We start from the raw sequence: 254 nt of genomic DNA on the forward strand, positions 1-254 counted from the left end.
CATCGAATACCCGGCCAATACCTTTACTGTCGGGGTGCAATGGCACCCCGAGGAGCTTGCAGAAGAATTCGGCCTGTTCCAGGGGTTCATCGACGCGGCCCGCGCAAAGCTGATGTCCGGCCCGCGCCTGGCGACGCGACAGGCGGAGTCGGCCGAACTCGGTAAGGCACTTGACCCTCAGCCGGCCGGGGCTCTTGGCACCGCCGCCATCCTGTAGTCCAAGACGAACCCCCCCGAAGTTCAGTAGATCCACT

Annotated in this window: 1 pseudogene; it reads left to right on the top strand. The window is 63.8% G+C overall.

Annotated elements, in window-relative coordinates:
• Positions 1–217 (top strand): annotated as a pseudogene (locus SB764_RS42555) (hypothetical protein); the annotation flags it as partial.
• Positions 218–254: the final 37 nt, after the last annotated feature.

Origin of the sequence: Paraburkholderia sp. SIMBA_027, assembly GCF_046535315.1 — a bacterium.
Classification (GTDB): Bacteria; Pseudomonadota; Gammaproteobacteria; order Burkholderiales; family Burkholderiaceae; genus Paraburkholderia; species Paraburkholderia tropica.